The 24,819-nt window shown below is 63.2% G+C and carries 26 protein-coding genes; 13 read left to right on the top strand and 13 right to left on the bottom strand.

Annotation, left to right across the window (positions count from 1 at the left end):
* Window positions 1–146 precede the first annotated feature (146 nt).
* On the top strand, window positions 147–695 hold the full coding sequence (locus J3A64_RS21885) for a hypothetical protein (protein WP_286176439.1): 549 nt from the start codon (window positions 147–149) through the stop codon (window positions 693–695).
* Between the two features lie 122 nt (window positions 696–817).
* On the opposite strand, the gene J3A64_RS21880 is transcribed toward J3A64_RS21885, so the two are convergent.
* Together J3A64_RS21880 and J3A64_RS21875 are read right to left on the bottom strand one after the other, a co-directional pair.
* Window positions 818–1,912 (bottom strand): alanine--glyoxylate aminotransferase family protein, encoded by a 1,095-nt coding sequence (locus J3A64_RS21880; RefSeq protein ID WP_210065870.1) that lies wholly within the window; start codon window positions 1,910–1,912, stop codon window positions 818–820.
* A gap of 54 nt (window positions 1,913–1,966) precedes the next feature.
* Window positions 1,967–3,184: an MFS transporter gene (locus tag J3A64_RS21875; RefSeq protein WP_210065867.1), complete on the bottom strand. Its 1,218-nt coding sequence runs from the start codon at window positions 3,182–3,184 to the stop codon at window positions 1,967–1,969.
* Between the two features lie 63 nt (window positions 3,185–3,247).
* Between J3A64_RS21875 and J3A64_RS21870 the strand changes: the two genes are divergently transcribed.
* The 7 genes from J3A64_RS21870 to purM all read left to right on the top strand — a co-directional run bounded on the left by J3A64_RS21870 (window position 3,248) and on the right by purM (window position 8,970).
* Window positions 3,248–3,709, top strand: a complete 462-nt coding sequence (locus J3A64_RS21870) for a helix-turn-helix domain-containing protein (protein ID WP_011776139.1) — start codon at window positions 3,248–3,250, stop codon at window positions 3,707–3,709.
* 83 nt (window positions 3,710–3,792) lie between these two features.
* Entirely contained in the window at window positions 3,793–4,623 is an 831-nt protein-coding gene (locus J3A64_RS21865; RefSeq protein WP_014922807.1) for a phosphatase PAP2 family protein, read from the top strand.
* 155 nt (window positions 4,624–4,778) lie between these two features.
* Window positions 4,779–5,288: a 2-oxo-4-hydroxy-4-carboxy-5-ureidoimidazoline decarboxylase gene (gene uraD, locus J3A64_RS21860; protein ID WP_043471507.1), complete on the top strand. Its 510-nt coding sequence runs from the start codon at window positions 4,779–4,781 to the stop codon at window positions 5,286–5,288.
* Window positions 5,285–5,626 carry a hydroxyisourate hydrolase gene (gene uraH, locus J3A64_RS21855; RefSeq protein WP_017199951.1) on the top strand — a complete coding sequence of 114 codons (342 nt, stop codon included), beginning with the start codon at window positions 5,285–5,287 and terminating at the stop codon, window positions 5,624–5,626. Before uraD ends, uraH begins: the two co-directional genes overlap by 4 nt.
* A gap of 91 nt (window positions 5,627–5,717) precedes the next feature.
* A complete protein-coding gene (locus tag J3A64_RS21850) occupies window positions 5,718–6,050 on the top strand; it encodes a hypothetical protein (protein ID WP_210065865.1) in 333 nt (110 codons plus the stop codon).
* Window positions 6,051–6,196: 146 nt separating this feature from the next.
* A complete protein-coding gene (purF, locus tag J3A64_RS21845; RefSeq protein WP_210065864.1) occupies window positions 6,197–7,825 on the top strand; it encodes an amidophosphoribosyltransferase in 1,629 nt (542 codons plus the stop codon).
* On the top strand, window positions 7,822–8,970 hold the full coding sequence (purM, locus tag J3A64_RS21840; protein WP_014922810.1) for a phosphoribosylformylglycinamidine cyclo-ligase: 1,149 nt from the start codon (window positions 7,822–7,824) through the stop codon (window positions 8,968–8,970). Before purF ends, purM begins: the two co-directional genes overlap by 4 nt.
* A gap of 65 nt (window positions 8,971–9,035) precedes the next feature.
* Here purM and J3A64_RS21835 read toward each other — a convergent pair whose 3' ends face one another.
* The 3 genes from J3A64_RS21835 to J3A64_RS21825 all read right to left on the bottom strand — a co-directional run bounded on the left by J3A64_RS21835 (window position 9,036) and on the right by J3A64_RS21825 (window position 10,995).
* The gene (locus J3A64_RS21835) at window positions 9,036–9,806 is read right to left on the bottom strand and encodes a VOC family protein (RefSeq protein WP_011776146.1); all 771 of its coding nucleotides are present in this window, start codon (window positions 9,804–9,806) and stop codon (window positions 9,036–9,038) included.
* On the bottom strand, window positions 9,803–10,585 hold the full coding sequence (locus J3A64_RS21830; protein WP_011776147.1) for a VOC family protein: 783 nt from the start codon (window positions 10,583–10,585) through the stop codon (window positions 9,803–9,805). Before J3A64_RS21830 ends, J3A64_RS21835 begins: the two co-directional genes overlap by 4 nt.
* A gap of 185 nt (window positions 10,586–10,770) precedes the next feature.
* On the bottom strand, window positions 10,771–10,995 hold the full coding sequence (locus J3A64_RS21825) for a DUF3073 domain-containing protein (protein ID WP_011776148.1): 225 nt from the start codon (window positions 10,993–10,995) through the stop codon (window positions 10,771–10,773).
* A gap of 243 nt (window positions 10,996–11,238) precedes the next feature.
* On the opposite strand from J3A64_RS21825, the gene J3A64_RS21820 reads away from it, so the two are divergent.
* Window positions 11,239–12,156: a septum formation family protein gene (locus tag J3A64_RS21820; RefSeq protein ID WP_286176438.1), complete on the top strand. Its 918-nt coding sequence runs from the start codon at window positions 11,239–11,241 to the stop codon at window positions 12,154–12,156.
* Window positions 12,157–12,165: 9 nt separating this feature from the next.
* Here the strand turns inward: J3A64_RS21820 and clpB are convergent, their stop codons facing one another.
* Window positions 12,166–14,823: an ATP-dependent chaperone ClpB gene (gene clpB / locus J3A64_RS21815; protein WP_011776150.1), complete on the bottom strand. Its 2,658-nt coding sequence runs from the start codon at window positions 14,821–14,823 to the stop codon at window positions 12,166–12,168.
* 148 nt (window positions 14,824–14,971) lie between these two features.
* Here clpB and J3A64_RS21810 point away from each other — a divergent pair, with 148 nt between their 5' ends.
* Window positions 14,972–15,589, top strand: a complete 618-nt coding sequence (locus J3A64_RS21810) for a pyridoxamine 5'-phosphate oxidase family protein (protein ID WP_210065860.1) — start codon at window positions 14,972–14,974, stop codon at window positions 15,587–15,589.
* A gap of 9 nt (window positions 15,590–15,598) precedes the next feature.
* Here J3A64_RS21810 and J3A64_RS21805 read toward each other — a convergent pair whose 3' ends face one another.
* The 4 genes from J3A64_RS21805 to J3A64_RS21790 are packed head-to-tail and all read right to left on the bottom strand — an operon-like array spanning window position 15,599 to window position 18,711.
* Window positions 15,599–16,672, bottom strand: a complete 1,074-nt coding sequence (locus tag J3A64_RS21805) for a sulfate/molybdate ABC transporter ATP-binding protein (RefSeq protein WP_210065858.1) — start codon at window positions 16,670–16,672, stop codon at window positions 15,599–15,601.
* A complete protein-coding gene (locus J3A64_RS21800) occupies window positions 16,669–17,481 on the bottom strand; it encodes an ABC transporter permease (RefSeq protein ID WP_043806346.1) in 813 nt (270 codons plus the stop codon). Before J3A64_RS21800 ends, J3A64_RS21805 begins: the two co-directional genes overlap by 4 nt.
* Window positions 17,482–17,491: 10 nt before the next feature.
* Window positions 17,492–18,304: a molybdate ABC transporter substrate-binding protein gene (gene modA / locus J3A64_RS21795; protein WP_210065856.1), complete on the bottom strand. Its 813-nt coding sequence runs from the start codon at window positions 18,302–18,304 to the stop codon at window positions 17,492–17,494.
* Window positions 18,301–18,711, bottom strand: coding sequence for a molybdopterin-binding protein (locus tag J3A64_RS21790; protein WP_210065854.1), 411 nt, complete (start codon window positions 18,709–18,711; stop codon window positions 18,301–18,303). Before J3A64_RS21790 ends, modA begins: the two co-directional genes overlap by 4 nt.
* 200 nt (window positions 18,712–18,911) lie before the next feature.
* Between J3A64_RS21790 and J3A64_RS21785 the strand changes: the two genes are divergently transcribed.
* The 3 genes from J3A64_RS21785 (at window position 18,912) to J3A64_RS21775 (ending at window position 23,001) form a co-directional block, all read left to right on the top strand.
* Window positions 18,912–20,246: an FAD-binding oxidoreductase gene (locus J3A64_RS21785; RefSeq protein ID WP_210065844.1), complete on the top strand. Its 1,335-nt coding sequence runs from the start codon at window positions 18,912–18,914 to the stop codon at window positions 20,244–20,246.
* 131 nt (window positions 20,247–20,377) lie between these two features.
* Window positions 20,378–21,247 carry a DUF4031 domain-containing protein gene (locus J3A64_RS21780; protein WP_210065841.1) on the top strand — a complete coding sequence of 290 codons (870 nt, stop codon included), beginning with the start codon at window positions 20,378–20,380 and terminating at the stop codon, window positions 21,245–21,247.
* Between the two features lie 95 nt (window positions 21,248–21,342).
* Window positions 21,343–23,001 (top strand): exo-alpha-sialidase, encoded by a 1,659-nt coding sequence (locus J3A64_RS21775; RefSeq protein WP_210065840.1) that lies wholly within the window; start codon window positions 21,343–21,345, stop codon window positions 22,999–23,001.
* On the opposite strand, the gene J3A64_RS21770 is transcribed toward J3A64_RS21775, so the two are convergent.
* From J3A64_RS21770 to J3A64_RS21760, 3 genes are all read right to left on the bottom strand, one after another.
* Complete coding sequence (locus J3A64_RS21770; protein WP_011776159.1) at window positions 22,998–23,399, bottom strand: YccF domain-containing protein; 402 nt, start codon at window positions 23,397–23,399, stop codon at window positions 22,998–23,000. The two genes, J3A64_RS21775 and J3A64_RS21770, sit on opposite strands and share 4 nt — an antisense overlap.
* A 101-nt stretch (window positions 23,400–23,500) precedes the next feature.
* The gene (locus tag J3A64_RS21765) at window positions 23,501–23,953 is read right to left on the bottom strand and encodes an SRPBCC domain-containing protein (protein ID WP_011776160.1); all 453 of its coding nucleotides are present in this window, start codon (window positions 23,951–23,953) and stop codon (window positions 23,501–23,503) included.
* Between the two features lie 257 nt (window positions 23,954–24,210).
* Window positions 24,211–24,816 (bottom strand): phosphoribosylanthranilate isomerase, encoded by a 606-nt coding sequence (locus J3A64_RS21760; protein ID WP_014922822.1) that lies wholly within the window; start codon window positions 24,814–24,816, stop codon window positions 24,211–24,213.
* Window positions 24,817–24,819: the final 3 nt, after the last annotated feature.

The raw sequence follows: 24,819 nt of genomic DNA, 5'->3' as shown, positions 1-24,819 counted from the left end.
CTCTCACATCCCCCGCCCTTGACCGCAACCCTCTCTCATCTGCAAAGGGTTGTTCTCCCCATCGCCGAGCGCAACGCAGCGTGACAGCATTCGGTGAGATCCGCCGTCGAGCACTAAATGAAACCGGGGAAGAAATGAACCGCTGCATGCTTCGAACATCAGCGCGCCCGTTCGCGGTGGCCGTTGCCCTCGTCATGGGATCTGTTGGTGCTGCCGGGTGCAGCGCCCCCGGCGAAACCACACGGGAACCCAGCAAGGCGCCTCCCATTACTTCCGAACCTGCTCCTGTCCCTGAGAGCATCGCCAGGTACGACGCTCTGACCAAGGAACTTGTCGCCGCCTTGGAAACGAAGATGCCGGGCATCACCTGGTCCGTCGACGGCCCGGCAAGCATGAGCCTCACCGGAGACGGAAGATGCATGCTCTCCCCGCAAAGCATGAAAAGCAGCGCGGACATCGTGGATCCATCCAGAAACTTTGAGGATCTCTTCGCTGCGGCCGATCCTGCCCTCGAAAAGCACGGATTTCCTGCCTTCGACGGAACCGATCCTGTTCCCGGAGGGTGGGTGGTCACACGGAGCACTGATGCCGCGGGCGCCACGGTGAGCGTCCGATCAAAGTTCCCCGCCTACCTCGACGTCACAGTTCCAGTTAAGTCCGAGAGCTGCGACCCGAAGGAAATCCCGGCCAGCTGACCAAACACGCGGGACATGAGAGAGCGTCCCACCCAAACACGCGGGACGTGAGAGAGCGTCCCACCCAAACACGCGGGACGTGAGAGAGCGTCCCACCCAAGCACGCGGGATGTGAGAGAGCGTCAGGCTTTGGCGATGGCCTCTTTCAGGGCGCCCAGCACCAGGGTCACGGAAGCACTGTTGGCGTTCGGGCCCATCATTCCGATGCGCCACACAGTGTCCGCGAACTCACCGACACCCGAGCCGATTTCCATACTGAAGTTTTCCAGAAGGTAAGCGCGGACGGCAGCAGAGCTGACGCCGTCGGGCACTTTAACGGTGGTGAGACTGGGCAACCGGGAACCCTCGGCGGCGAACAGTTCCAGCCCCATGTCCTGCAGCCCTTCCTGCAAGGCCGCACCAGCAGCGCGATGCCGGGCCTGAACAACGTCCAGCCCCTCGGCGAGGATACGGTCCAGCGCGGCTTCCAGGCCGGCAATCATGGTGACGGGCGCAGTGTGGTGATACGTCCGGGCACCGCTGGCCGCGCCGACGTACCCGCCGAGCAGCCCGATATCGAGATACCAGGAGCGCGGATCTTTGACCCGGCGCTCAAAGGCGCGGTCGGACACCGTGAACGGCGACAATCCTGGCGGCACACCCAGGCATTTCTGCGTTCCGGCGTATCCGACGTCGATCCCCCAGTCGTCTGCCCGGAGCTCCAAACCGCCGATGGACGTGACGGCGTCAGTAATCAACAGCGCGTCGCCCTTGCCGGCACCGAGCGCAGCGATGTCGGAGAGCACGCCCACGGAAGTCTCGGCATGAACGGCAGCGATCACCTTCGGATGAGGGTGTGCCGAGAGTACGCGGTCAGCGTCTACGGGCTGTCCCCATTCATGATCAACACGGACAACCGTTGCCCCGCATCGCCGGGCAACCTCACACATCCGCGCCCCAAAAAGTCCGTTGACAGCGATCACTGCCACGTCGCCGTCGGACACGGTGTTCACGAAAGCCGCTTCCATGCCACCGGAGCCCGTGGCACTCAGCGGAAGAGTCCGCGCATTGGACGTACCCCACACAGTCCGGAGGCCTTCGCAGGTGTGGTCAAGCCGCTCGATGAACACAGGGTCAAGGTGGCCGAGCACGGGATAGGCCAGGGCGGACATGGCTTCGGGGTAGCAATTGCTCGGGCCGGGACCGAACAGGAACCTGGACGTCAGAATGTCTGGCATGTGCGAACTCCTTCAGCTGCTTGAGGTCATTCTGCCCCAGCCCGCTGTGCGGAGCTAACCAACACCCCCAGCATGCTTGCTGTGGCGCCTCAGCCGGTCCGTTCCCCAAACCGCGAGCGCAAGCAGCGCGAATCCTGCCCCAAGAACGCTGGCCCCGGTCCATCCCCAGACATCGAACACCGGGGCAACGGCGGCGGCGCCCAGCGCACTGCCCACCGAGTAGAACACCATGTAGCTGCCAATGATGCTGCTGGCGGACTCTTCAGCGCCCGCCACGATCATGGTTTGACTGCTGACATGAACGGCCTGCACAGCGGCGTCGAGCACGATGATGCCGGCGATGAACCAGAGCAATGACCAGTTCCCCAGGGACAGCGTGAGCCACGAGCCCAGGAGCGCCACCAAGCTGAAACCCGTGACCCGTTGTCCCCATCCGCGGTCTGCCGTAGCACCAGCTTTGGACGCAGCCAGTATTCCCACAAGGCCGGCCAGCCCCATGAGCCCAATCGCCCCCGGCGGTAGGTTCCACGCGGGACCGCTGAGCAGCAACGACATCCCGCTCCACAGCACGCCGAAGGACGCGAACAGCAGCATGGTGATGAGCGCACGGGTACGGAACACAGGGTTGCGGCGGGTCAGGACAACAACTGACGTGACAGCCCGCCAGTAGCGCATTTCGCCGCGGGCATCGCTGTCCGGCGGCAGGGCGCGGAAGACGGCGACGGCGAGGACCGCCCCGGCCGCCGCCGCGGAAACATAAACCGACCTCCAACCCCACAGCTCCGTCATGCCGCCCGCTATGGTCCGTGCAAGGATGAGGCCACTTACGACGCCGGCAGTAACAGTACCTATGCTTCCTCCCCTTTGGTCCGGGGTACTGGATGCGGCGGTGTACGCGACGATGGTCTGCACTACGGATGAGGCCAGGCCCAGGAGCGCGAAGGCGAGCAGCAAGGCTGTTTGGGATGAAGCAAGGGTTACGGCAAAGGCGCCGACTGCGCTGGCAGCCACTTGGACTGTGATGAGTTTGCGACGGTCCACCATGTCCCCCAATGGCACCAGGAGAACAAGCCCCAGGAGATATCCGGCTTGGGATGACGCCACGATCCAGCCGATGCTCGCCACGGAGATATCCATGTCGGCGCTGATGCGCTCCAAGAGTGGCTGGCCGTAGTAGATGTTCGACACCATGAATCCTGCGACGCCCGCGAGCAACAGCACGAGGGTACGGCTGATTTCTTGCGTGGATTTCGTCAGTTGGTCACTGCTCATGGCACCTTCTCCATTATTTTGGTTTCGATATGCAACCATTTGAGACTATGGCAGAATGGTTTCATGTTGCAACCAAGTAGTATCGAGTGGACCGATCCCGAATGCCCGGTAGCCCGGGCGGCCGACCTTGTGGGCGACAAATGGATCCTGCTGATCATCCGGGATTCACTGGACGGCAAGCGTCGCTTCTCAGAATTTGAGAGATCGCTGGGCGCGGCGAAGAACATCCTTTCGGACCGCCTGCGCCTCCTGGTAGACAGGGGCGTCCTCACTCGGATCCCCAATGACCGGGGCACTCGAACCGAGTACGAGCTAACAAGCGCGGGACGGGACCTCTTCACCCTCATCCTCAGTCTCCGGCAGTGGGGCGAACGTAACGCCTTCGGTCCCGACGAAGCGCACTCAACCTTGGTGGACCCCGCGACGGGTCGGTCGGTTCCACAGCTCCGCCCGCTCCGCGACACCGGCGCGGAGCTCAAGCAGGAACAGACACTGCTGGTGAAAGTGGGCGAATCACTGCCCTGATGCCAGCAAAGCCCAGGAACCCCCAAGCCCCAACTGCTAAGGTTACTCACCAATACTGAGGCCGCCACGGATAGGGGACGCGAGTGACGACTGAAGGAAAAGAGGCGCCGGAGCAAGGCGTCAGGGGCGAGGTAAGCCAGGACCGTTTCGTCGCCGGGCAGGACCTGACGCGCTGGAAGTCCCCTGCCGGCCGGGTGCTGGCCGGAGGCGCCGAAAAAGTCACGTCCCTGCTCGGGCCGTATGCAGCCCTGATCATCACCCTTATTGTGGGACTTGCCGTTGCCCTGTCCCTGGCCCTGGTGTTTGGTGAGGTCTACGAGTCCGTGACGGAAGCCGACGGCGTGGCCGGATTGGATGATCCCGTGCTGGCGGCAGCCAAGACGGTGCGCTCTCCCGCTTTGGACGCGGCAACCACCGCCTACACGAATATTGGCGGCACCGTGGGCATGCCCCTCATCGCCGTGGGCATCATGATTTTTCTGGCCACCAAAAGGAGGTCATGGACTCCTGTCATCCTGATGCTCGCAGCAGGTCTGGGATCTTTGATCATCACCGTCTTGGGCAAGCCGATCTTCGGCCGCAGCCGCCCGGACATCGCGGACGCAATTCCTCCTTACGAGCACTCCGCATCATTCCCCAGCGGCCACTCTTTGAACTCCCTGGTGATAGCCGGCATCGTGGCCTACCTGATCATCCTGAGGCTCAAGACCACCAAGGCGAGGGTTATCACGGTGCTCCTGGCCGCGGCTTTCGCTTTCACGATGGGCCTCAGCCGGGTCTACCTGGGCCACCATTGGCTGACGGATGTCTTGGCAGCCTGGGCTATTGGCATCGCCTGGCTGGCGTTGGTAATCACGGCGCATCGCCTCTACCTCACGGCTCGAACGCGCCGTCACAGCGCTGTAGGCTCTTGACACCAGCCCGCCCACTCGGCTTAACTGAATTACGTATGCTGAAATAACAGTTCCATGATGCGGAAGCTTGAAGCACGGGCTTCCTCCTGTACCAGCAGGAGTTCCGCATAGCCCACACCATGGATGCCAGCATTTTGCATGAGGATGACACAAGCATGGAGCTTGCAGTATTCAACAGTGTTGAACGGGACCAGGCCATCAAGACGCTGACCCCTTGCCTGGATATCAGCCGCTGGGTGGAAGCAATCGTTGACGCGCGTCCGTACGCCAGCGTCGACGAACTGCTAGGGCAAGCGCAGCGCGCCGCCGAGCCCTTCACCGCGGCCGAGGTGGAGTCAGCCATGGCCCACCACCCCAGGATCGGCGAACGCCCCAAGGCGCAGACCACCGAGGCCGCGATGTCGCGCTCGGAACAGGCCGGCGTGGACCCAGGCGACAACCACACCACAGCCGCACTCGCCGAGGGCAACCGCGCCTACGAGGAGAAGTTCGGCAGGGTCTTCCTGATTCGCGCTGCGGGTCGCAGCGCCGAGGAAATCCTCAACACCCTCCAGGAACGCATCACCCACACCCCCGAAGAAGAAGACACGATCGTGGCCGGCCAGCTCCGCGAGATCGCACTGTTGCGTCTCTCCGGACTGATCAGCGAAGGAGTCAACGCATGAGCGTTTCACAGGTAACAACCCATATTCTGGACACCGGTTCCGGACGCCCGGCGGCGGGTGTCGCCGTCGTACTTTACGTCCGCGAAGGCGACGACTGGACCCTGGTAGCGAAGGGCGAAACCGACGCCGACGGCCGTATCAAGACGCTCGGCCCCGAACGGATTCCGGGCGGCGCCTACCGCCTGAACTTCGCTACGGGCGCTTACTACGAGGGCCTCGGTACCGAGACGTTCTTCCCGGAAGTGGACCTGAACTTCACAGTTTCCGACGCCGGCGAGCACTACCACGTGCCTCTCCTGCTGAGCCCGTTCGCGTTCTCGACGTACCGCGGCAGCTAGCACACCCCGACGAGTTGCCAGTTAATGCCAATGTTCACCACGAACATTGGCATTAACTGTCACATCGGCGGAGAACGGTACGCTTGAAGGCATGGCTTCAGAGGACACCACCCCCAACTCCGCCCGCCGCGAGATCACCGTTCGCCGGGCGCCCAAGTTTGTACCCTTCATGATTTTGGGGGCCGTGGTTGGTGCAATCGTGGCCGCGATCATCGCCTACGGGCGCCAGGCCGACCCCGCGTTTGATGCCGGCACTGTGTTCGGATTCTTCCTGATTGTCTGCGCCGGCGGCGGCGTCATCCTGTTCTCCATCCTCGCCCTGATCCTGGACCGCCTCAGCGTCAAGCGCACCCAGCGCGCCGTAGTGGAGCCCGTTCCGGACTCGGTTCCGGATGAAGGACCAGAGAACGACGGCGTCCGCTAAGTCAGGCGCTTGGCCTGCCTCTTCACAGGGCAGCAAATGTGAGACACGCCGCATTTTCGCGGGAACACGCCTATTCTGCGCCCGTTCACAGGGTCACATAGCCCGCGGGGGAACGTACCACGGCCACAACATGAGACAATCGACCAGTGGCACGTGGCGACGGAAAACTTTCTCATGATCTTCTCCCCGGCGAAAAAGGCCCTCAGGACGCTTGTGGCGTCTTTGGGGTCTGGGCTCCCGGTGAAGAAGTAGCAAAACTCACCTATTACGGGCTGTATGCGCTGCAGCACCGCGGACAAGAATCGGCTGGTATCGCTACCAGTGACGGCAAGCGCATCAATGTCTATAAGGACATGGGCCTTGTGTCCCAAGTCTTCGATGAGACAACCCTGAACACCCTTACCGGGCACCTGGCCGTGGGCCACTGCCGGTATTCCACCACCGGTGCAAGCCACTGGGCCAACGCGCAGCCAACCCTGGGTGCAACAGCAACCGGTACGGTTGCCTTGGCTCACAACGGCAACCTGACCAACACCGCTGAGCTCCGGGAAATGATCCTTGAGCGCAACGACGGCCAGCTGACCGGTGAAATGAAGCAGGGCAACACCTCGGACACCGCACTGGTGACAGCTCTCCTGGAGGGCGAAGAGGGCAAGACCCTGGAGCAGACTGCTCTGGAGCTGCTGCCCAAGATCAAGGGTGGCTTCTGCTTCGTCTTCATGGACGAAGGAACCCTCTACGCAGCCCGCGATACGTACGGCATCCGCCCGCTGTGTCTTGGCCGTCTGGAGCGCGGCTGGGTTGTCGCCTCAGAGCAAGCCGGCCTGGCTACCGTTGGCGCGAGCTTCATCCGCGAGATCGAGCCCGGCGAATTCATTGCTATCGATGAGGACGGCGTCCGTTCGCAGCGCTTCGCCGAGGCGACTCCCGCCGGCTGTGTCTTCGAGTACGTCTACCTCGCCCGCCCGGATGCTGCCATCGCCGGCCGCTCCGTGTACGAGGCCCGTGTTGAGATGGGCCGCCAGTTGGCCCGCGAAAACACGCATGAGGCAGACCTCGTGATTCCGGTTCCCGAGTCCGGTACCCCCGCGGCTGTTGGATACGCAGAGCAGTCCGGCATCCCGTTCGCACACGGCTTCGTCAAGAACGCGTACGTGGGCCGCACGTTCATCCAGCCGTCGCAGACGCTGCGCCAGCTGGGTATCCGGCTCAAGCTCAACGCCCTGGAATCCGTCATCCGTGGCAAGCGCATTGTTGTAGTTGATGACTCGATCGTCCGTGGCAACACGCAGCGCGCCATCGTTCGGATGCTCCGTGAAGCCGGTGCCGCAGCAGTGCACGTCAAGATTTCATCTCCCCCGGTTCAGTGGCCCTGCTTCTACGGCATCGACTTCGCGTCCCGCGCGGAACTCATCGCCAACGGCGCCACCATCGAGGAGATCTCGCAGGCTATCGGCGCTGACTCGCTGGCCTACATCTCCGAGGACGGCATGATCGGCGCTACCCAGCAGCCGCGCGAACGCCTCTGCACCGCCTGTTTCACTGGCAAATACCCCATCGAGCTGCCGCACGCGGACAAGTTGGGCAAGAACCTGCTGGAGCGCACCGACCTTGGCGGCTTGCCTGCTGCAGAAGACACGTCCGTGGACAATACCGAGGACCCTGCCGAGAAGCCGGGCGCCACGGGTTGCGATCCCGGGCCTGACGCCGAATTCGAAAACCTGCTTACCGACGCTGATCGTTTGACCGACGCCGACAAGAAAGAGTCTGTATGACCTCCGCAACCCCTGCCGCTGAGAACAACTCCGGTATCACCTACGCCTCCGCGGGTGTCGACGTCGAAGCGGGAGACCGTGCAGTCGAACTCATGAAGGGCGCTATCAAGGCGACCCACAACTCGTCGGTGATTGGCGGCGTCGGCGGTTTCGCTGGCCTGTATGACGTCTCCAAGCTGCTTACCTACAAGAAGCCGCTGCTGGCAACGTCCACGGACGGCGTTGGCACCAAGGTTGCTATCGCCCAGGCCATGGACATCCACGACACCATCGGTTTCGACCTGGTTGGCATGGTGGTGGACGACATCGTTGTGGTGGGTGCTGAGCCCCTGTACATGACGGACTACATCGCGTGCGGCAAGGTTGTCCCGGAGCGCATCGCGGACATCGTCCGCGGTATCGCTGCTGCGTGTTCCGTCGCCGGCACCGCCTTGGTGGGAGGCGAAACCGCTGAGCACCCGGGTCTCCTGGGTGAGCACGAGTACGACGTCGCAGGTGCCGCTACAGGCATCGTCGAAGCCGACGCATTGCTCGGCCCGGACCGCGTCCGTGCTGGCGACGTCGTCATCGGCATGGCCTCCTCCGGCCTGCACTCCAACGGCTACTCCCTGGTCCGCCGCGTCATCAACCACGCCGGCTGGGCCCTGGACCGCCAGGTTTCCGAACTCGGCCGCACGCTGGGTGAAGAACTCCTGGAGCCCACCCGCGTTTACGCAGCCGACTGCTTGGACCTCGCACGCACCTTCCCGGTCACGGGCGACGCAGCAGTTCATGGCTTCAGCCACGTCACCGGTGGCGGCCTGGCTGCCAACCTGGCCCGTGTCCTCCCGCAGGGCCTCGTGGCCACGGTTGACCGCAACACCTGGGAACTGCCCGCCATCTTCAAATTGGTCTCTGAGCTGGGCAACGTTCCACTGGCCGACCTGGAGCGCACACTGAACCTTGGCGTGGGCATGGTTGCCATTGTTTCCGCCGAAGCAGCCGATGCAGCTGTTGCCCGCCTCAACGACCGCGGCCTGCCGTCCTGGGTGATGGGTACCGTCTCGGCAGACAGCGACTCGATCGACAAGACCGGCCCGGACTACGTCCAGGGTGCCAAGGGCGTCGACGGCGGCGCTGTCCGTTTGGTGAACGCCTACGCCTAAGCGCGTACCGCTTTGTAGAGAGCGGCCGGGCAGTCACAAACTGCCCGGCCGCTCTTTTGCTCTTCCTAGACCTGGATCAGGCTCAGGACCCCGCCCTGCGGATCCTGAATGGTGGCCAAGGACCCTGTTTCGGGCTTGTCCTCCGGTTCCACCAGAAGCTCTCCCCCGGCGACCACCGCCGCGTCCGCGGCCTTTCGCAGATCCGCGACGCCGAAGTAGATCTGCCAGCCGGCGTCGTCGCCCTCATCGGCAGGAACGATGCCAGCCACTTCGTCGCCCTTGACCATCAGCGTGCTGTAGCTGCCGCCGTCGTCCTGGGGATATTCGGTCACGTCATGCCCGAAAAGCTGCTGGAAAAACGCGACGGCGGCTTGCGGCTCGGGCGTCAACAGTTCCGCCCAGGCCAATGCGCCGGGCTCGTTGAACAAGTGACTGCCCACATGAGTTCCTGCCTGCCAGATACCCGTGGTTCCGCCGCCCGGAGGTTCGATGAACGCCAAGACACCCGTATCCGCGACAGCCTCCGGACCAAACTGAAGTTTCCCTCCCGCGTGGACCGCGTCCTCAGCGATTTCCTCCGTGTCAGTGGCCGAAATGTAGACGTTCCACTGGCCCCGGGTTCCGGCGGCCTCCTGCATGGGGTTCTGCGGGGCGATCACAGCCACCAGGTGATCCTTGACGAAGGCTTGGGCATAGCTGCGTCCGTCCGGCGTAGGCAGGTCCTTGAAAGTCCAGCCGAAGACTTGTCCGTAGAAGGTTTTAGCCGCCGCGACGTCCCTTGTCTGAAGGTCCGCCCAGCACGGCTCACCGCTGGCGTAGTGCTTGCGCGCTGTCATGCTGCGAGTCCTGTCATGATGCTGAATGCTGCGCCCGCCGGGTCCATGAGAACTCCCATTCGCCCAACCCCCGGCACATCGAATGCCGGGGCGATGACGTGGCAGCCCAACTCGACGGCCTGCTCCACCGTGGCATCAATGTCCGTCACGTTGAAGTACGTCATCCAGAACGGCGACAGCCCTTCAATGGGCAACTTGAGCGCACCGGCGATGCGTCTTCCATCCACCAGCAGGCTCGTGTACTCCTGCAGGTCACCGGCCGGCGTGGTCTCACTGGTGCAACCCGTCACAGCCTCGTAGAACGCTACGGCCTTCCGGACGTCGTCCGTCTGCAGTTCGTTCCAAATCATGGCTCCTGGCTCATTGACCAAGCCTGATCCCGGATGGTTGCCGGCCTCCCAGAAGCCAATCTGGGCACCGGTGGGATCTGTGGCGAAGAACATACGTCCGCTGCCGTTTGGCACCGACTCAGGAGGGGAAAGGAGGGTTCCCCCAGCGGCTTCCACGCGCTGGGCGGCCTCATCGGCGGAATCAACGGCAATGTAGTTCGCCCAATAGGAAGGCATGCCCGCCGGGGCATCGGGCAGCTGCTGCATCATCCCGGCGACGTATCGGCCCTGGAGTTTGGCCATGTAATAGGTCATGCCATTTCCTGCGTCCATGGCATCAAGCTCCCAACCAAAAAGGTCACTGTAGAACTTTTTGGAAACTTCAATGTCGGTGGAGGACAGGTCCACCCAACACGGTGTTCCCTGCTGATATCTCTCGACCTCCGGCATGGATTTCCCTTTCGATGCGCTCGAACTCCAGCCTACGCAAAAAAGGGCCCCCAGGGTACGCCAATGAATGGCGTGGCCTGAAGGCCCTTTTTCAAAAGATATACGGCATCCGGAAATGCGCGATGACCTTGATGTACGACGGCGGTCCGCAACTCAGCGCCAAAGGCACCTGTTGGTTGCGACAGCTATCCGATCCGACGGGTGTCTACCTCGTCGTCGTCATCTTCCGCGTATTTGTCCTCGTAGGCCGAATAGTCCGGCTCCGGGGGATCGTCGGGGAAGTGGCTCTTTACACGACTGGACGGACCCGTGAGCTCCCGCTCAAGTGCCGAATAGTCAGTGTTCGGGGAGTAGTACTTAATGTCCCGAGCCTGCTTGGTAGCTTTTGCCTTTTGACGGCCGCGCCCCATGGCGTGACCCCCTTTTGTACTTGGACCGGAGGTGGTCACCTTGGCTATCGGTGAGGCCCCGGAATGTTTGGTCAATTTGTCGTATGTCTAGATTACATGCTTTCGGAGGTGCCTGCGCGCCACCACCACCCCGCGTCGGGGCCGACTACAGTCGAAAGCAGGCCAATACACCTACAAGAGAAGCGAAAATTGGGTAGAGTCTGCCTCAATGCGGCTCCACAGCAGGAAGGCACACCCCGGAATATGAGCCAGGACAACACTTCACCCCGTGATGGTTCACCACGCGAACAAGGCGAGGATGGAGCGCCCCCTGCGCCCAAGACGCCACCGGCACCGGGCCAGCAACCGCCAGCAGCTCCTTGGGCGCCGCCGTCGGGCCTTCAACCGGATCCCGCCCCCGAACTGGACCCTGACTTTGTTCCCGACCCGGCAAACCAGCCGGACCCCGCATTGCCACCCACGGATGCAGCCCCACCGGAAAACGCCGAGGCTCCCGTTTACGCTGGCCAGCAGCCGTACCCCGGCCAGTCCTATCCGGGCCAACAGCCGCACCCCGACCAGCCCTATCCGGGCCAGCAGTCCTATCTGGGCCAGGAATGGCGGCCCGGGCCGCAGGGAGATCCTGCGACGCAAGGGCAGCCTGAGCCTCATGGGGATCCGGTCAAGCGACAGCGTTGGGTTATCGGCGGAATCGTGGTTGGCGTCCTCATTCTCATTGGCGTTGTGATTTGGGTCCTGCTGAACCTGCTGGGTACGCGCCCGGAAGCAGCTGTATCCTCGCCCAGCGCAGCTCCCACCGCCGGTCCGCTGCCCCGTGACGCCGAGGCGAAGGACTTCCAAGTGGGCGACTGCTTTGCCGACTTCGATGCCAACGCCTCAAAAGCCAGGGCCGTGGCCTGCGACACCGAGCACTCGGCCCAACTGGGCGCCGTCCACACGTACGGTGCTGACGAGTCCTTTCCCGGCACCAACGCCCTGAGGGACAAAGGGCGCGAGGTTTGCAAGGACGTGAAGCTCAACGCGGCGTCCGACAACTACGTGCTGCTCCAGCAGAACGTTTACCCGAGCACCACTAGCTGGGATCGGGGCGACCGCCGCGTTGATTGCTTCATCGTGGTGGATTCAGGGAACACCATCACGGAAGACCTCCTCGCGAAGTAGCCAGTAACGCTACTTCCGGCGAACCGTGAGCCCTGAGCCCACCGGCAAGCCGCCGTCGGGACCTTCCAGCGCCTCCAGCCCTTCAATGGTGAGCTCATCAAGGTCAGCCGAGGTGTCCACCAGCACGGTATCGCCGTCCACGATTTCGCCGGCCAGGATCTCCTTGGCCAGACGGTCACCGATCTCACGCTGGACCAGCCGGCGAAGGGGTCGTGCGCCGTAGGCGGGATCGAAGCCGGACATGGCCAGCCAGGCACGTGCTCCATCCGTGACCTCGAGGCTCAGGCGGCGATCCCGGAGGCGGTTGCTCAGCTCGGCGACGTGCAGCTCCACGATCCGGGCGAGTTCCTCAACGGACAGCGGATCGAAGAGAACGATCTCGTCCAAGCGGTTCAGGAACTCGGGCTTGAACGATGCCTGCACCACCGCCATAACAGCTTCCCGTTTGGCCCTTGCATCCAAGGACTGGTCCACCAGGAACTGGCTTCCGGAGTTGGACGTCAGCACAAGGATGGTGTTGCGGAAGTCCACTGTGCGGCCTTGACCGTCGGTGAGGCGGCCATCGTCCAGAACCTGCAGGAGGATGTCGAAGACCTCGGGGTGGGCCTTCTCCACCTCGTCCAGCAGCACTACGGAGTAGGGCCTGCGACGGACAGCTTCTGTCAGCTGGCCGCCTTCCTCGTAGCCCACGTATCCCGGAGGGGCACCGACAAGGCGGGCGACCGAGTGCTTCTCGCTGTACTCGGACATATCGATCCGGATCATGGCGCGTTCGTCGTCAAAGAGGAAGTCCGCCAGGGCCTTGGCCAGCTCCGTCTTACCGACGCCGGTGGGCCCCAGGAACAGGAACGATCCTGTGGGACGGTTGGGGTCGCTGATTCCGGCACGGGCACGGCGCACGGCGTCAGACACAGCTTGGACAGCTTTGGTCTGGCCGATAAGGCGCTTCCCAAGCTCTTCTTCCATGTGCAACAGCTTCTGCGACTCGCCTTGGAGCATGCGGCCGGCCGGGATGCCGGTCCATGCTGAAATGACTTCCGCGATGTCGTCCGCGGTGACGTCCTCTGCAACCATCAGTTCCGGTTTCGAATCGCTCCGGGCTGACTCCTCTTCAGCAGCGGCACTTAGCTCCCGTTCCAGGGCCGGCAATTCGCCGTAAAGAATGCGCGATGCCGATTCGAGGTCGCCTTCGCGTTGCGACTTGTCCGCGGCGGAGCGCAGTTCGTCGATTTTCGCTTTGAGATCGCCCACCCGGTTGAGCCCGGCTTTCTCAGCTTCCCAGCGCGCGTTCAAGGCACTGAGTTCCTCGTTCTTATCGGCTTTGTCCGCACGGAGCGCAGCCAGCCGTTCCACCGAAGCAGGATCAGTCTCCCCTTGGAGGGCCAGCTCCTCCATGGTCAAACGGTCCACGGCGCGGCGGAGCTGGTCGATTTCTTCCGGTGCGGAATCGATCTCCATGCGGAGCCGCGAGGCGGCCTCGTCCACGAGGTCGATAGCCTTGTCCGGAAGCTGGCGACCCGAGATATACCGGTTGGACAGTGTTGCGGCGGCGACCAAAGCAGAGTCGGCGATGGCTACCTTGTGGTGTGCCTCGTACCGCTCCTTCAGGCCGCGGAGGATACCGATGGTGTCCTCGACACTGGGCTCCCCGACATAGACCTGCTGGAAGCGGCGCTCCAGGGCAGGGTCTTTTTCGATGTTCTCGCGGTACTCATCCAGGGTGGTGGCACCAATCAAGCGCAGCTCACCGCGGGCAAGCATCGGCTTGAGCATATTTCCTGCATCCATGGCACTGTCACCCGTGGCGCCTGCACCCACAACCGTGTGGATTTCGTCGATGAACGTCACAATCTGGCCGTTAGAGTTCTTGATCTCCTCCAGGACAGCCTTCAAGCGTTCCTCAAACTCGCCACGGTACTTGGCACCGGCCACCATGGACGCGAGGTCCAAGGCGATCAGCGTTTTGCCGCGCAGGCTCTCCGGGACATCGCCGGCCACCATGCGCTGGGCAAGGCCTTCTACAACGGCGGTTTTTCCAACGCCTGGCTCACCGATCAGCACGGGGTTGTTCTTGGTGCGGCGGCTCAGGACCTGGACGACGCGCCGGATCTCGCTGTCGCGCCCGATGACGGGGTCCAGCTTGCCCGAACGGGCCACGGCAGTGAGGTCAGTACCGAACTTCTCCAGGGCTTGGAAAGTGTTCTCCGGATCCGGGGAATTGACGTTCCTGTCGCCCCGGACACCCGGCAGGGCGGCGAGAAGCGCCTCATGGGAGGCACCGGCGTCGCGCATTAACTTCCCGACGGCGTCACTTCCGGCCGAGAGTCCCAGCAGCAGATGCTCGGTGGAGACGAAGGAGTCGCCGAGTTTGTCGGCCTCGTTCTGGGCTGCCTGAATGGCCTGCATGGATTGGCGGGACAACTGCGCCTGCTGGACCGAGCTGCCCGAGGACGACGGCAGCGCTTTGATGGCAGAGCTGGCCTGCACGCTCACGGCATCAGGATCTGCCCCGGTTGCTCGCAGCAGTGCCACGGCAACGCCTTCACGCTGGTCCATGAGGGCTTTCAAGAGGTGGGCGGGCTCGAGCTGGGGGTTACCGGCAGTCGAGGCATTCATGGCGGCCGCAGAAAGGGCCTCCTGGCTTTTGGTGGTGAATTTGACGTCCAAAGAGTGCTCCCTTTCTGGAGATGAACCAATACTTTCAAAGTTGAGTCTACTACGCTCAACTTTGATTTCGGCCCACTGGGTTCCATGTTTGCCCACGGCGAAACCCGTGTCCAGAGCACACCGAAATCAAGGCACGTAGGCTGGGGCCATGAACCCCATCTCGAGCGTGGAAGAACTCGAAGCCCTGATTGGCCGTCCCCTTGATCGCGTGCGCCAAAAGGTGCGCACTTCGCTCAGCGATTTCGACCGCCAATGGTTGGCTGCCAGCCCCTTTTGCGTGATCTCGACGACGGACGCGCAAGGTCGAGTGGACGCCTCACCCAAGGGAGACCCAGCCGGCTTTATACACGTACTGGACGAGCACACCATTGCCATACCCGAACGCCCCGGCAACAAACTCGCCTTCGGCTTCCACAACATTTTGGAGAACCCCAACGTCGGCATACTGTCCGTAGTGCCGGGCCGCACGGATACGCTCCGGATCAACGGAACGGCACAAATCGTCCGCGACGCCGACTTCTTTGAGCTCATGATAGTCAAGGGGCACCGGCCGCGCGCGGCTGTAGTAGTTGCCGTGGACGAAGTGTTCACCCACTGCGGCAAAGCCTTCATGCGGAGCGGGCTGTGGCAACCGGAAACCTGGGACCCTGACGGCTTGCCCAGCATCGCCATGCTGTCCAAGACCTACACACAGCCCGAAACCCCGTTGGAAGACCTTGAGTCCTACTACGGTCCGTCGTACGCCGAGCGGATGTACCGGGAGTAGCCCTTGGCCTTAGGCCGGGTAGACCGACACCAACGCAGACTTCACCACAAACCTGACTTCCAGGCCCGGCACCAGGCCCAGGTCCGCGGATGCCGCAGGCGTAATGTCGGCTGACAACGACTGCGCGGATTGCCCCGCGTGGGCGCGGACGCGGATCTGGTCACCGTGCGGCTCCAGGTCCGTGACGGTCACCGGGAAGGAATTGCGCGGGCTTCCGTGCACGTCGCCCAGGAAGACGGAAACGCTCGACGGCGGGAACGCGGCCACGCCTGCCTGGCCGGGCACAGGTGACCACTCCGGATCGTGTTGCCCGGCGAAAAGCCGGCCATCCGGCGTCGTAATTCCCTCAGGCGCAACGGTCCCGGTGACCAGGTTGAGTCCTGAGAGCCCCGCAGCAAAGTGGCTTCGGGGCCGTTCAAGTACCTCACGTGTGGGTCCTTCTTCCACGATGCGCCCCTTCTCCACCACGATGACGCGGTCGGCAAGCATGTAGGCGTCCAGGATGTCGTGCGTGACGATGATGGCTTTTCGCCCTGTGAGGACCCGCTTGAGGACGCGGCGGAGCAAGGGCGCCGCGTGAATGTCCAGCGCGGCCATGGGCTCGTCCAGGAGGAGGAGCTCGGGCTCAGCGGCCAAAGCACGCGCCACCGCCACACGTTGGGCCTGTCCTCCGGACAACTGGGTGGGCTTCCGGTCGGCCAGTGGCAGGGCATCAACCTCGGCCAGCCAGTGCTGGGCAGTTTCCCGCGCGGCAGCCTTCGACGCCCCCGCACTGCGCGGCCCGAAAGCCACGTTGTCCAAGGCATTCAGATGCGGAAACAGGAGCGCTTCCTGGGCCAGAAGCGCAGTCCCCCGCAGGTGGGGCGGGCTCCAAAGGTGGGTGCCGTCGTCGAGCCTGAATAATTGCTTGCCGCCGATTCGCGCCGAGCCCGCATCCGGCCGCAGCAGACCCGCGATCACGCCCAGCAACGTGGACTTTCCGGCGCCATTGGGTCCAAGGATGGCAACAGTTTGGCCATCAGCGAGGCTTAAGGACATGTCGAAGTTCCTGGCACGCAGGGTGGCCTGCAGCTCAAAGCTCACGCTTGCACCTCCACAGGGGTGCTGCTTCGCCGACGCCCGTAGCTGAGCCCGACCACCGCAACTGCCACCGCCACCAGCACCAAGGAAAGGGCCACTGCGGCGTCGGCGTCGGTCTCGCGCTGCAGGTAAATTTCGAGCGGAAGCGTGCGGGTGATGCCTTCCAAACTGCCGGCGAACGTCAATGTGGCGCCGAACTCGCCCAGGCTGCGTGCGAAGGACAACACGGCACCGGACGCGAGCCCTGGCAGAACCAGCGGGAGCGTGACGCGGCGAAGAACGGTGGTGGGCCGCGCCCCGAGGGTCGCCGCGACAGCCTCGTACCTGCTTCCCGCCGATCGCAGGGCGCCTTCCAAACTGACTACCAGGAACGGCAGGGCTACGAAAGTCTGCGCCAGAACCACGGCGGTGGTGGAGAACGCGATCTGGATCCCGGCCAGCTCAAGGGATTTTCCAAGGAGCCCCTGCCGCCCGAAGGTGTACAGGAGAGCGAGTCCGCCGACGACGGGCGGCAGCACCAGCGGCAGCAGAACGAAGGAACGTAGGAGCCTTTGTCCGGGGAACTCACCGCGGGCAAGCACCAGCGCCAACGGAACTCCCAGAACGACGCACAGTACAGTGCTGGCCGCGGAAGTCCTCAGACTCAGCCCCAGCGCGGCGAGGGACGACTCCGAGGTGATGAGTGGAATGAATTGCGGCCAATTCACCCGCAGCAGCATCGCCGCCAAGGGAAGCACCATGAGAAGTCCGCCCACGGCGGCGATGACATAAATCCACCGCGGAATGCCGTGGTAGCCGCTGCGCTTGGTCATGTGCCCTGCGCTACGGCGTTCCGAAGCCGGCGTCCCTGAGGACCTTCTTGCCCGCTTCGCTGGTGATGTTTGAGATGAATGCGGCTGCGAGTTCCTTGTTCTTGCTGGTGCCAACCGTGGCAATCGGGTAAGTGTTGACGGCCTCGTCCGATTCCGGGAAAGGTATGCCCTTGACCTTGTCGCCGGCGCTCTTGACGTCCGTGACATACACCAGGCCTGCGTCGGCCTCGCCCGAGGTGACTTTGCCGAGGACATCGGTCACTGACGATTCCTCACTGACCGGGCTCAACGTTGTCCCGGCGGCCTTCTCCACAGCCTCTGTTGCAGCGCCACAGGGAACCTGACTGGCGCATGTCACCACTTTGACGTCGGGCTTGGCGAGGTCCGCGAAGGAAGAGATCGACGCCGGGTTGCCGGGTGGGACGGCGATCTCCAGGACGTTGGTGGCGAAGTTGGTTGCGGTGCCGTCCACGAGGTCCTGGTCGGCGAGCTTGTTCATGTTCTTGGCGTCGGCCGAAGCGAAGACGTCCGCAGGGGCACCCTGGGCGATCTGTGTGACCAAGTCGGAGGAGCCTGCAAAGCTGAGAGTTACTTTGCTGCCCGGGTGCTGGACTTCGAAGTCTTTGGCCAACTGGGTAAAAGTGGATTTCAGGGATGCCGCGGCGAAAACGGTGATCTCTCCGGACGCCGAGGACTCCGGATTGGCGGAGCCCGTGGACGGAGTTGTGGTGCCCGAGGCGCAGCCCGCCAGGCTTGCGGCCAGGCTTGCGGCCATGGCGCCGGCAACCAGCACTGCGAAGACAGGCTTAGGGATGATGCTCATATGATGCTCTTTCCCTGCGGGGTTTCGATGATGACGGTGGTGGCCTTCACCACGGCCGTGGCTACCGAGCCAAGTTCAAGGCCGAGCTCGCGGACGGCTTCGCTGCTCATCAGCGACACCACGCGGAACGGGCCGCACTGAAGCTCTACTTGGGCCATGACTTTGTCCGCAGTGATCCCGGTGACAAGGCCGACGAAGCGGTTGCGGGCCGAGCTTGCCGCCCGTGAGGGATCGTCCGGGAGATGGGACTGGTCGCGGGCAAGTGTTGCCAGCTCAAGTCCGTCCACAGCGAGTCGCCCCGCTGCGTCCTTGTTGGCAGTGAGCGTTCCGTTCTCCGTCCATCGCCTCACGGTGTCGTCGCTGACACCAAGGAAGCGCGCGGCCTCGGAAATTCGTATTTGCGGCATAGATGCATCATAGTTCCGTATTTGCGGATCAGTGTTGCATGATTCACCGCAAACGAAATATGACTGCTGCGTTCGTAGCGGCTGCGCTCGGCCGGATGCGGTGCGCCGCCGTCGTCGTAATTTGCGTTACCCATGGTCCACCGGGACGCGGGGGTCGTACCCTGTTCTAGGGGAGAGTTTCATATCCTAAGGAACGTCCCATGGAATGGATTCGGCCGGACAGCCCGGACTACGACGACGCCCGAAAACTCTTCAATGCGATGATCGACCGCAGGCCGGCTGTCATCGCCAAATGCGCTGATCCCGGCGAGGTTGCTGAGGCGCTGAGCTATGCGCACAACCATAATTTGGACGTCGCTGTGCGCTCGGGAGGGCATTCGGTGGCCGGTATGTCCACCAACGATGACGGGCTGGTGGTTGACGTCCGCCCCATGAAGTCGATCAGCATCGACCCCGAGACGAAGACCGCCACTGCCGGCGCCGGACTGACGTGGGGTGAGTTCGACCGCGCAACCCAGCAACACGGGCTTGCCGTTACCGGCGGGCGCGCGTCCACCACGGGAGTTTCGGGCTTCACGCTGGGCGGGGGCTCAGGATGGCTGGAGCGCTCGTACGGATTCGCCTGCGACAACCTCCTCTCCGTCGATCTGGTCACGGCCTCCGGCGAAAGGGTGACCGCCAGCCCGGGTGAGAACCCCGAGCTCTTTTGGGCCCTCCACGGAGGCGGCGGGAACTTCGGCGTCGCCACCTCCTTGACGTTCAAGCTGCACGACCTCGGACCCACCGTGATGGCCGGTCTCATGCTGTTCCCCGGGGAAGATGCCGCGGATTTGTCGCGCGCCTTCCGGGGGCTCGCTTTGGAAGCGCCCGACGCCGTGGGGACAGCCCTGGTGTACCTCACCGCCCCGCCGGAAGAGTTCGTCCCGGAGGAGATGGTGGGCAAACTCGCCGTCGGCATGGCCTACATCTACGCGGGCGATGTTGAGGCCGGCGAAGAACACGCGAAACCGTTCAAAGAGCTCGGCCCCTCGGTGGATCTGGTCTCACCCATGGGATACGCCGACTTCCAGTGCATGATTGACGACCCACCGGACCTCTACAACTACTGGAGCGCCGACTATCACAACGAGCTCAGCGACGACGCCCTGGATCTCCTGGTGGACTCAGCGCAACGCCTTCCTGGACCACACTCGCAGCAGTTGGTGGCCCGATGGGGCGGAGCCGTGGCCGGACCGGCTGCCGCGAACACGCCGTTGCAACACCGCGGCGCGGCCTGGGTCAGCCACCCGTTCGGCCTGTCCGAAACCCGGGAGGGCGGGCAGGAGGCAAAAGCCTGGGTCAAGCAGTTCCGGCAGGACATTGCCCCGCACACCACGGGCGGCGTGTGGCTGAACTTCATTGGTGACGAGGGCCAGGACCGGATCATGGCGGCCTATGGCGAGCAGAACTACCGCCGGCTGTCCTTGGTGAAGCGTGAATTCGATCCTGACAACGTGTTCCGCGGCAACCAGAACATCCTGCCGGCACAGCACTGAGATTCGCAGCGCTCCTTCCCAGTTGCCGTGATCAGCGCGGGCATTGAAGCCTGTACTTCCGGGACGGCAGCACGGCGGTAGACGTCCCGACGGCCGGCAACTGGGAAGGATCACATGGGTACACTTTGGCAATGGCCATCTACGTCGATCCGCCCCTGTGGCCAGCTCATGGAACCGTTTTTTCGCACCTCGTTTCGGACACGTCGCTGGAGGAGCTGCACGAGTTCGCAGCCTCCGCCGGAGTTCCGGAGCGAGCCTTCGACGGAGACCACTACGACGTCCCCGAACGCCGATACGATGATCTCGTCGCGGCGGGCGCCATCCCTGTGGAGGCCCGCATCCTGGTCCGCAAGCTCATCGCCAGCGGACTGCGCATCCCGGCTCGTGAACGGAGCAAGGCATTGACAGTACCTTTGATGGAACGTTGGAACAGCACATACCCAGGCCACGAAGAGTTGGGCCTTGAGCTGCTGGAACGCTGGGGCGAGGACGGCAGGAAGTACCACAACCGGACCCACCTCATGGCAGTTCTTGAGGCCTTGGACGTGCTGACGGAGCCGGAAAAGCCTGCGCTGACAGTCACCTTGGCGGCATGGTTTCACGATGCCGTCTATGAAGGCGTGGCCGGGCAGGACGAAGAACGGTCTGCGCTCTTGGCAGAGGAACGCCTCACGGCCGCCGGCTTGGCACCTCACGAGGTAGCTGAGGTGGTCCGCCTGGTCCGACTCACCGCCACTCACAGTCCAAAGACCGGCGACTACGCCGGTGCACTTCTTTGCGATGCCGACCTCTCCGTGCTCGGCGGGGACCAGCAATCCTATGCTCGGTACCTCGCCGCCGTCCGCGAAGACTACGCCAGCGTCAGCGACGACGAGTTCGCCAAGGGGCGCGCCGCCGTCGTGCGCCGTCTCCTGCGGCTGGACCCACTGTTCCACGGCGAACGTGCCAAGGCACTGTGGCTGGCCGCGGCACGGAAGAACCTGGCCGGCGAACTGGCGTGATCGGCTTCCCCAACGAACCGGGACGCAGTCCCTTGATTGCGGTCTTGCCAGGCGGCGCTTATCAGGGAATGCCGGGCTCCAGCTAGCATAGAGGTGTGACCTCCTACCTCCCGGATTGCGCACGCCCTTATATCCCCTCAGCTGTCCCCGACGTTGAGCACGTCCTGGCTGTCCGTGGCATGGGTGGCTACCGCCAGTACCGCATCCCGGCTCTGGCCGTCAGCATGCGGGGCACAGTGTTGGCTGCCTATGACGGCCGGCCCAACCTGGACGATCTACCCAACCCCATCGACCTCCTCCTGCGTCGCAGTTACGACCATGGAGTCACGTGGGAGCCACAGCAGGTGGTCCGCAGGGGTTCGGGGCTCCACGGTTTTGGCGATCCAAGCCTGCTGGTGGACGCCATCATCGGACGCATCTTCATGTTCCACGCAGCCGGAACGCACGCGGGCTTCTTCGAGGCTGTCGCAGGTATGGAGCCGGATGAGGACGTGCAGCATGCGGACATCAGCTTCTCGGACGACGACGGCGATACCTGGCATCACCGTCGTCTTACCACCCAGCTCAAGACCGGCGACATCACAGGCCTTTTTGCGGCCGCCGGGCAGGGCATCCAGATCCATTCCGGTCCTTTAGTGGGGCGGCTGGTGCAACAGTATGTGCTATTGGTGGGCGGTGCCATCATGGCAGCCTCTGCGTTCAGCGACGACCACGGCGAGACGTGGAAGCTGGGGAACCTGATCGGTCCGGGCACCACCGGTGTGGGGCCGAACGAGAACAAAGTAGTGTGCCTGGACGATGGCAAGTTGCTGCTGCATTCACGGGCAACACCGTCCCGATTGGCAGCCGTGTCCGATGACGGCGGTCAGACGTGGAGCCCGCTGCAGCCCGTTCCGGACCTACCCGATCCCAGCGACAACGGTTCCCTGACACGCTTCGACGGCCTGCCGCATATTGCCTTCGCGGCGCCGGAGACGTCATCCTGGCTTCTCGCGAGCAACAACCAGGACCCTCATCTGCGGCGAAACACCGTACTGAGCCTCTCCCCCGACAACGGCGCCACCTGGCCGGCAAAGCTGACGGTCTGCTCCGGAAGCTCGGCCTATTCGACAGTGACACGTCTCCCCAACGGGAACATCGGAGTGCTCTACGAACGGCAGGGGTACAGGGAGATCGTGTTCGCTTCGATACCTGCCGAACAATTGGTGGGACAGCTTTCCGCACTTCAATTGACTCGTCCGGAATCCTCGGGCCTGGTCTTCGACATGGAGCTGCGATCCATCACGCCTGGCAGGCCCACTGTGTGGCAAAACGCGGGAGACTTCCATGTGATCCCGTCCAACAGCGGCGGTGTATGGGATGTCCAAACGTGGAAGGAAATCGGGCAGGGTTACGCCGGAGATCAGGTTCTCGGCACACGGGAAGCCCAGGACCTCAACTACGGGCCTGTCATCCCTGGATATAAAGCCGGGGACATCCTCGCCTTCACCGGGCGCGTCCGCAACCTGGGCACTGACCCAGCTACCGGCGTCGTACTTCTCGGACCGCACAACAACGCGAGCGATTTCCCACCCGCGGACCTGCTGCCCGGCGAGCATGTCCTCTACTTCACGCCGACCTACACCATCGCCGCGTCGGACCTGGAGCACGGCACACTGAAACTCGTGTTCACGGCAGAGGCCGACGGCGGGACCGTGCGTTTGGAACGAACGTTCCGTTTCGATCTGCGCAGCGGAACGGTTGCTGCTTCCTAACGGTACGTGCTGACGAACGGCTGGTTGGTAGGCACGATCTGCTTGCCCAGAGGCATGAGCGAAACCGGGATGAGCTTCAGGTTGGCGATGGCCAGCGGGATGCCAATGATGGTGATGGCCATGGCAAACGCCGTGACCACGTGACCTATCGCGATCCAAATGCCGGCAACCAGAAGCCAGATCACGTTGCCCAGGAGCGCAAACACCCCGGCACCGCCCGGCTTCTCAACCACCATTTGACCGAACGGCCACAGGCAGTAAGCACCGATCCGGAACGAAGCGATGCCCCACGGGATGGTGACGATGAGCACGCAGCAAATGATGCCGGCCGCGAAATAACCCAAGGCCAGCCAGAACCCACCGAAGACAAGCCAGATGATGTTAAGGAGCGTTTTCATAGTCCTCATTCTCCCCCGCCGGCCTGACAAAAAGCCTAGGGGTCTGCCCTGAATCTTCCCTGACTTACAACAGCGCCACCCAGCAGGCCCAGCTCAGCGACTCAACCAGCCAGGAGCGCATCCAGCTTGTCGAAGGAGGTGCCCCAGCCGTCGCGAGTCATTTCCACCCACTCTTCGGAAGCAAACGGACCCTGTTTGAGATTCATCCGGGTACGGCCGTTGAGGTCCTCGAATTCAAGGTGCATTTCCTCGTACTCGTGGTCAGCGTCCGGGGCGGCTTTGGCCTGTGCCACCAAAAGAGCCGGGCTGTTCAGCTCGGAGATAGTGGCTTCGATCGGGGCAGATTGCTCGCCGTTCTCATCCGACCACACCATAACTACCTGCCAGATGCCACCAACCCGAGGCTCGACGATGATCTGCTCGCGAGGAGCGTCCACTTCCGCAGGGCCGAACCACCGGGTTAGCTTGTCCGGCTCCATCCAAGCCTCGAAAACCTTCTCGCGGGGAGCATCGAATTCGCGGCTCATGGTCAGGGTGTACTGTTCCGTGCTCATTGCTTAGCTCCTGGCTTCCGTGGTTTCGAGGTGAATCGCGCTCTTGGGAGTGAGTCTAAGGGGTGCCAGTGACAGTCAGACGCTCTCTCACTAAATCGGGGCTTGAAGCAATCGCTCTCTCACTAAATCGGGGCTTGAAGCAATCGCTCTCTCACGTCATCACCGGTTAGACCGAGGGAAGTGAGAGCGCGTCCACGCCAAACCCGAGGGAAGTGAGAGAGCGTCCACGCCAAACCCGAGGGAAGTGAGAGAGCGTCCTAGAGGCCAGCGGCTTTGGCGGCTTGGACGAAGGCGCGGATCTTGGCCAGGTCCTTCACCCCGCGGGATGCCTCGACGCCCGAGGACACGTCCACGCCCCAAGCACCTGCGGCAGTTGCAGCGAAGGCCACGTTGCCGGGTTCCAGTCCTCCTGCGAGCAGCCATTCCCGGCCGTCGAGCCCCTTCGCCCGCACGGAGGCGTAGTCCCAAGCCTCCCCCGAGCCCGGTATTGCTGCATCGATCAGGAAAATTTCTTCGCCCATGTCCGCGAACTCGTCCTGGGAGGCACCCATGGTGACGGCGCGGATGAGCCGCATCCCGGCGTCGTGCACTGTTGTGACGTCCTCGGCAGTCCGGTGACCGTGCAGCTGCACCCATTCGAGCCCGGCGGCGCGTGCAGTAGCCACAGCATCAGCGGCATCCTCGTGCCGGAAAACGCCCACGGCGTGAACTCCCTCCGGCACCAGCGGCAGCAAAATTCGCACCTGATCCGGGCTGACTTGGCGGGGGCTGGAGGTGAGCACGAAACCGACCGCGTCAGCACCGGCGTCCACCGCTTCACGCACGGATTCCGGCGTGCTCAAGCCACACACTTTGACGAACATACC

Source organism: Pseudarthrobacter sp. PvP004 (assembly GCF_017876035.1).
GTDB classification, from domain to species: Bacteria; Actinomycetota; Actinomycetes; order Actinomycetales; family Micrococcaceae; genus Arthrobacter; species Arthrobacter aurescens_A.
Note: the sequence above shows the minus strand (reverse complement) of the source record. Positions and strands in the feature narration are given on the sequence as shown.

Bases quoted from the DNA above. Each gene is read 5' to 3' on its own strand.
- J3A64_RS21780 (WP_210065841.1), top strand. From the start codon at position 20,378: ATGGCCATCTACGTCGATCCGCCCCTGTGGCCAGCTCATGGAACCGTT.
- J3A64_RS21870 (WP_011776139.1), top strand. From the start codon at position 3,248: ATGTTGCAACCAAGTAGTATCGAGTGGACCGATCCCGAATGCCCGGTA.
- uraH (WP_017199951.1), top strand. From the start codon at position 5,285: ATGAGCGTTTCACAGGTAACAACCCATATTCTGGACACCGGTTCCGGA.
- J3A64_RS21830 (WP_011776147.1), bottom strand. From the start codon at position 10,585: ATGCCGGAGGTCGAGAGATATCAGCAGGGAACACCGTGTTGGGTGGAC.
- J3A64_RS21820 (WP_286176438.1), top strand. From the start codon at position 11,239: ATGAGCCAGGACAACACTTCACCCCGTGATGGTTCACCACGCGAACAA.
- J3A64_RS21810 (WP_210065860.1), top strand. From the start codon at position 14,972: ATGAACCCCATCTCGAGCGTGGAAGAACTCGAAGCCCTGATTGGCCGT.
- modA (WP_210065856.1), bottom strand. From the start codon at position 18,304: ATGAGCATCATCCCTAAGCCTGTCTTCGCAGTGCTGGTTGCCGGCGCC.
- J3A64_RS21765 (WP_011776160.1), bottom strand. From the start codon at position 23,953: ATGAGCACGGAACAGTACACCCTGACCATGAGCCGCGAATTCGATGCT.
- J3A64_RS21850 (WP_210065865.1), top strand. From the start codon at position 5,718: ATGGCTTCAGAGGACACCACCCCCAACTCCGCCCGCCGCGAGATCACC.
- J3A64_RS21785 (WP_210065844.1), top strand. From the start codon at position 18,912: ATGGAATGGATTCGGCCGGACAGCCCGGACTACGACGACGCCCGAAAA.
- uraD (WP_043471507.1), top strand. From the start codon at position 4,779: ATGGAGCTTGCAGTATTCAACAGTGTTGAACGGGACCAGGCCATCAAG.
- purM (WP_014922810.1), top strand. From the start codon at position 7,822: ATGACCTCCGCAACCCCTGCCGCTGAGAACAACTCCGGTATCACCTAC.
- J3A64_RS21800 (WP_043806346.1), bottom strand. From the start codon at position 17,481: ATGACCAAGCGCAGCGGCTACCACGGCATTCCGCGGTGGATTTATGTC.
- J3A64_RS21885 (WP_286176439.1), top strand. From the start codon at position 147: ATGCTTCGAACATCAGCGCGCCCGTTCGCGGTGGCCGTTGCCCTCGTC.
- J3A64_RS21760 (WP_014922822.1), bottom strand. From the start codon at position 24,816: ATGTTCGTCAAAGTGTGTGGCTTGAGCACGCCGGAATCCGTGCGTGAA.
- J3A64_RS21875 (WP_210065867.1), bottom strand. From the start codon at position 3,184: ATGAGCAGTGACCAACTGACGAAATCCACGCAAGAAATCAGCCGTACC.
- J3A64_RS21880 (WP_210065870.1), bottom strand. From the start codon at position 1,912: ATGCCAGACATTCTGACGTCCAGGTTCCTGTTCGGTCCCGGCCCGAGC.
- J3A64_RS21790 (WP_210065854.1), bottom strand. From the start codon at position 18,711: ATGCCGCAAATACGAATTTCCGAGGCCGCGCGCTTCCTTGGTGTCAGC.
- J3A64_RS21825 (WP_011776148.1), bottom strand. From the start codon at position 10,995: ATGGGGCGCGGCCGTCAAAAGGCAAAAGCTACCAAGCAGGCTCGGGAC.
- J3A64_RS21835 (WP_011776146.1), bottom strand. From the start codon at position 9,806: ATGACAGCGCGCAAGCACTACGCCAGCGGTGAGCCGTGCTGGGCGGAC.
- J3A64_RS21770 (WP_011776159.1), bottom strand. From the start codon at position 23,399: ATGAAAACGCTCCTTAACATCATCTGGCTTGTCTTCGGTGGGTTCTGG.